General features: G+C 52.6%; 6 protein-coding genes. All 6 read right to left on the reverse strand.

Features of this window, described 5'->3' with window-relative positions:
- A partial coding sequence (locus EQY_RS0120255; RefSeq protein ID WP_001000993.1) for an MFS transporter occupies positions 1–1164 on the reverse strand: 1164 nt, incomplete at its 3' end.
- Positions 1165–1314: 150 nt separating this feature from the next.
- Positions 1315–2205 carry a heme o synthase gene (cyoE, locus tag EQY_RS0120260; RefSeq protein WP_000971347.1) on the reverse strand — a complete coding sequence of 297 codons (891 nt, stop codon included), beginning with the start codon at positions 2203–2205 and terminating at the stop codon, positions 1315–1317.
- 11 nt (positions 2206–2216) lie between these two features.
- Positions 2217–2546 carry a cytochrome o ubiquinol oxidase subunit IV gene (locus EQY_RS0120265; RefSeq protein ID WP_000019801.1) on the reverse strand — a complete coding sequence of 110 codons (330 nt, stop codon included), beginning with the start codon at positions 2544–2546 and terminating at the stop codon, positions 2217–2219.
- On the reverse strand, positions 2546–3160 hold the full coding sequence (locus EQY_RS0120270; protein ID WP_000179822.1) for a cytochrome o ubiquinol oxidase subunit III: 615 nt from the start codon (positions 3158–3160) through the stop codon (positions 2546–2548). Before EQY_RS0120270 ends, EQY_RS0120265 begins: the two co-directional genes overlap by 1 nt.
- The gene (gene cyoB / locus EQY_RS0120275) at positions 3150–5141 is read right to left on the reverse strand and encodes a cytochrome o ubiquinol oxidase subunit I (protein ID WP_000467154.1); all 1992 of its coding nucleotides are present in this window, start codon (positions 5139–5141) and stop codon (positions 3150–3152) included. The genes EQY_RS0120270 and cyoB overlap by 11 nt, the downstream gene beginning before the upstream one ends.
- Before the next feature lie 21 nt (positions 5142–5162).
- Positions 5163–5786, reverse strand: a 624-nt coding sequence (locus EQY_RS0120280) for a COX aromatic rich motif-containing protein (RefSeq protein WP_000619012.1), incomplete at its 5' end; no start/stop codon positions are given.

Genomic DNA, 5786 nt, shown 5'->3' on the forward strand with positions numbered 1-5786 from the left:
CATCGTACTGGCGACCGCCAGCCACACCGCCGCCAGTATTGCACCTGCCAGAAAAACCCCCTGACCGTCAAACATGCCGTCAATCCAGCCGCCCAGAGAACCGCCAATCGCCACGCCAAGAAACTGGCTGGTGGAGTAAACACCCATCGCCGTGCCTTTGTAACCTGCTGGCGACTCTTTACTGATAAGTGAAGGCAGGAGGGCTTCCATCAGGTTAAACGCCACAAAGAAAAGCTGCACGCCGACCACTAACTGCCAGAACTGCGTTTGTGCGTTCCACAACACGATTTCCGCAATGACGATCAGCCCGACGCAGAAGATAAAGACCTGTTTCATTTTGCGCTTAACTTCGGCGTAGATAATGAAAGGCACAACCGAGCCAAAGGCGATTAACATCGTCGCCAGATAGACCTTCCAGTGTTCAGCTGCCGGAAAACCCGCGCCAGCCAGTTGCCCTGGCAGGGCAACAAACGTCGACATCAGCAACATGTGCAGACACATAATGCCGAAGTTGAGTTTCAGCAGGCGTGGTTCCGCCAGCACTTTACTGAAACTGCCTTTCACCATCCCGGACTCACGATTAAGTACGTGCGTGCGGCTGTTAGGCACAACCCAAATGGTCAACGCAATGCCGGTCGTTGCCAGAATAGCGATCATCCAGAATAGCGCATGTAGCCCAAGTTTGTGAGTGATGATCGGGCCAAGCACCATCGCAATGGCGAAGGTAATGCCAAAACTGACGCCGATAAATGCCATCGCTTTGGTACGGTTTTGTTCGCGAGTCAGATCAGAAAGTAGCGCCATAACGGCTGCGGCTATGGCGCCAGAACCTTGTAACGCACGACCCAGAATGATCCCCCAGATGGAGTCGGAAAGCGCGGCAATCACGCTACCCGCGACGAACACAGCTAACCCGCCAACGATAAGCGGTTTGCGGCCTATGCGGTCGGAAAGCAGGCCAAATGGAATCTGAAAAACGGCCTGAGTCAGACCATAAATGCCAATCGCAATACCGATCAACGCTTCACTGGCGCCTTGCAGAGCCATGCCGTACGTGGTCAGAACCGGCAGAACCATAAACATGCCCAGCATACGCAATGAAAATACGGTTCCTAAACCCCAGGTCGCGCGCCGCTCGCCTGGCGTCATTTTATAATCGTTCATTACCACCTCTGTTTTAAATTCGCGACTAGTGTAAAGCGGCAAACGAATGGGGTAAACATGCGGATTTTTTAGTAAATATTTCGTGAGGGATATGTTTCTAATGCTAAGAAAAAAGGTGCCGTAGCACCTTTTTTAACAGGGAAGTCGCAGTTACCAAACGCCAGCCAGCAGCGTATGCGAGTCTGGCACCATAAAATCAACTGACATCATTACCGAGAGGGCAGTGATGGCGATGATAGAAAAGCCGAACAGTTTGCGTGCCCAGATTCGGTCATCAGCAACTTTATAACCACGCAGAGCCATACCTAACCACCAGACGCTGACTGCCGCAGCGACCACCAGATATTTGTATCCAGCGTAACCGCCAAGAGAGAGCATTAGCGTGGCAACAGCAAAGGCGATGATATACAGCGTGATGTGGTTCTTCGCCACTGAAATGCCTTTCACCACCGGCAGTACCGGAATGTTCGCCGCCTGATAATCCTTGAAGCGGAAAATGGCGATGGCATAAGAGTGGGGCATTTGCCACAGGCTGAAGATAGCCAGCAGGATTGCAGCGCCGCTATCGAAGTCGCCTGTCACTGCACAGTAGCCAATCACCGGCGGCGCAGCGCCGGAGAGAGAACCAATCAACGTGCCGTAGACAGAGTGGCGTTTCATGTACAGGCTATAAACGCCGACATACACCACAAAGCCCATCACCCCCAGCCAGCAGGCCAGCGGATTCGCGCCAAACCACAGCAGCATAAAGCCAGCAATACCCAGCACGGTGGCGTACACCAGCGAGACAGCAGGAGAGATCAGGCCTTTAACCAGCACCCGATTCTTCGTCCTTTCCATCTTTCTGTCGATATCCCTGTCGATGTAGTTGTTAAACACACAACCCGACGCCACAACCAGTGACACTCCAACCAACGTGTAGATAAACAGGGGATAATCAATGCTGCCCTTTGAGGCCAGCAGGAATCCCCCAATCACCGAGATCAGGTTGCCAAAGATGATGCCTGGTTTCGTTACTTGCAGGTATTGCTTAAACATCATAACCGCCGCTCTTAGTGCATCATCATGTTGTAGTTGAGGTTCCACATGATCCAGATGGAGCCTACAACCAGAATCGCGATGATTAGCACGGTGAAGACAAACGCCGTCATGTTCCAGCCTTCATCTGATTTAGTATTCATGTGCAGGAAGCACACCAGATGCACCAGAACCTGTACCACTGCCATTGCCAGGATTGTTCCCAGAATTACGGCCGGAGAGGCAGAACCTGACATCACCATCCAGAACGGAATCACCGTCAGAATGATCGACAGGATAAACCCTGTCATATAGGTTTTTACGCTGCCATGGGATGCGCCGCCGCTCACGTTAGAATGACTCATTACATCGCCCCCATCAGATAAACAACAGTGAACACACAGATCCACACCACATCCAGGAAGTGCCAGAACAGGCTCAGACACATGATGCGGGTACGGTTAGTGCTGGTCAGGCCGCGACGGGCGATTTGCACCATCAGCACCGCCATCCAGATAAGACCGGAAGTGACGTGCAGACCGTGTGTCCCGACCAGCGCAAAGAACGCTGACAGGAAGCCGCTGCGATCCGGGCCCATGTCGTTAACAATCAGGTGATGGAATTCATAGAGTTCCATCCCGATAAATCCGGCACCAAACAACCAGGTCAACGCCAGCCAGGAGATAACCTGGCTTTTGTTGTTTTTGTACATGGCGATAGCCGCCATGCCGTAGGTGATGGAGCTGAACAACAGCAAGAAGGTTTCAACCAGAACGAACGGCAGTTCGAAAATGTCCTTACCTGTCGGGCCGCCTGCGGTGCCGTTCACCAGAACGGCATAGGTAGCAAACAAGATGGAGAACAGAATGCAGTCGCTCATCAGGTAGATCCAGAATCCGAAGATTTTGGTTCCGCCTGCATCGTGGTGCCCGTGTTCGTGCGCGTGGGCAGTCGCGTGCGTCAAAGTATCAGTTGCCATTTTTCAGCCCTGCCTTAGTAATCTCATCGAAATGCTGGTTTTCCAGTTTTTCGATTTCTGCCACCGGCACGTAGTAATCCACGTCCTCGTCGAAGCTTTTCACGATCCAGGTGATGATCATGCCTGCGAAGCCAACAATCGCCAGCCACCAGATATGCCAGATCATGGCGAAACCGAAGATGGTGGAGAAAGCCGCAATGACAATACCGGCGCCGCTGTTTTTCGGCATATGAATTTCTTCATAGTGGTCAGGCTTTTTGTACGCTTCGCCTTTCTCTTTCATTTCCCAGAATGCATCACGCTCGTGAACGTGCGGCACAACGGCAAAGTTATAGAACGGAGGCGGGGAAGAGGTTGCCCACTCCAGCGTACGGCCACCCCACGGGTCGCCAGTCAGATCACGGTTCTGGTCGCGGTCGCGAATAGAAACGTACATCTGAATCACGAGGCAGAGAATACCCAGCGCAATCAGTACCGCACCGCTGGCTGCAATCATCAGCATAGTGTGGAACTGCGGGTCAATCTGCTGGCTCAAACGACGGGTCATACCCATAAAGCCCAGCGCATACAGCGGCATAAAGGCAACGAAGAAGCCGATGATCCAGAACCAGAACGCGCGTTTACCCCAGGTTTCGTTCAGTTTGAAACCGAACGCTTTAGGCCACCAGTAGGTCATCCCTGCGAAGCAGCCGAAGACCACGCCGCCGATGATCACGTTATGGAAGTGCGCAATCAGGAACAGGCTGTTATGCAGAACGAAGTCCGCGCCCGGTACTGCCAGCAGCACGCCAGTCATACCGCCCACCGAGAAGGTGACGATAAAACCGATGGTCCACAGCATCGCGGAATGGAACACGATGCGACCCTGATACATGGTGAACAGCCAGTTGAAGATCTTCACCCCGGTCGGGATGGCGATAATCATTGTGGTGATACCAAAGAAGGCGTTTACGTTCGCGCCCGCACCCATCGTAAAGAAGTGGTGCAGCCAGACGATGAACGACAGCACGGTGATACAGACGGTTGCCCATACCAGCGAGGTATAACCAAACAGACGTTTACGCGAGAAGGTTGCCGCAATTTCGGAGAACACACCGAAAACAGGCAGGATCAGGATGTAAACTTCCGGATGTCCCCATGCCCAAATCAGGTTGATGTACATCATCATGTTGCCACCCATATCGTTGGTAAAGAAATGGGTGCCCAGATAGCGATCCAGGGTCAACAACGCGACGGTAACCGTCAGAATTGGGAAGGAAGCAATAATCAGAATGTTTGCGCACAATGATGCCCAGGTAAATACTGGCATCTTGAACATGGTCATGCCCGGTGCGCGCATCTTCAGAATGGTAACGAAGAAGTTGATACCAGTTAGCGTCGTACCAATACCGGATAGCTGGAGACTCCATATCCAGTAATCGACACCGACCCCCGGACTGTACTCTATTCCCGATAGCGGTGGATAGGCCAGCCAGCCGGTCTGCGCAAACTCGCCCACGCCGAGAGAAACGTTAACCAGAATCACACCAACAACGGTAAACCAGAAGCTTAAGTTGTTGAGGAACGGGAACGCAACGTCACGCGCGCCGATCTGCAGCGGAACCACCAGGTTCATCAGACCGATAACGAAAGGCATCGCCACGAAGAAGATCATAATCACGCCGTGCGCGGTGAAGATCTGATCGTAGTGGTGAGGCGGCAGGAAGCCCGCTTCGCCCGCTGAGGCAAGAGCCTGCTGGCTACGCATCATAATGGCGTCAGCAAAACCACGCAGCAGCATCACAATTGCCACGATGATATACATGATACCAAGGCGTTTATGGTCGACGGAGGTCAGCCACTCTTTCCACAGGTAGGTCCACTTACCGAAGTAAGTGATCAGGCCAACGAGCGCCAGACCTCCCAAAATAATGGCAGCGATCGTAACCATGACGATAGGTTCATGGAACGGGACTGCATCAAGTGATAATTTTCCGAACATCTTTATTCTTCCTCAACCCCTTTAATGGGCGGATTCCGCGTGGCTCATGTCCATGCCTTCCATACCTTCGTGTGCGCTGTGCTCACCTTCTGGCTGGGTCATGTCCATGCTCTTACCGTGAGCCATAAACTTGTTAATCACATCGGCAAACAAATCTGGTTTCACGTTGGAGAAATATTCCACCTGGTTGTATTCGCTAGGCGCGGCCAGTTTTTCGAACGCAGCCATGTCAGACATGGTGTTCGGCGACTGTTTGGCTTTTGCGACCCATTGGTCGAATGCGGCACGATCCGGTGTTGCGATAGCTTTGAACTTCATACCTGAGAAGCCCGGGCCGCTGTAGCTGGCGGAGATACCGTCATAAGTACCGGGTTCGTTGGCGATCAGATGCAGGCGAGTCTGCATACCGGCCATGGCATAAATCTGGCTACCCAGACGCGGAATAAAGAAGGAGTTCATCACGGAGTTGGAGGTCACTTTGAAGTACACCGGAGTGTTCGCCGGGAAAGCGATTTCATTCACGGTTGCAATGCCCTGTTCCGGGTAGATGAAGAACCATTTCCAGTCCATGGAAACCACTTCGATGGTAATGGGCTTCTCGTCGTGTGCCAGCGGCTTGCTAGGCTCAAGAGCGTGAGTGGTTTT

The organism is Escherichia sp. TW14182 (genome assembly GCF_000208525.1).
In the GTDB taxonomy this organism is placed as follows: domain Bacteria; phylum Pseudomonadota; class Gammaproteobacteria; order Enterobacterales; family Enterobacteriaceae; genus Escherichia; species Escherichia ruysiae.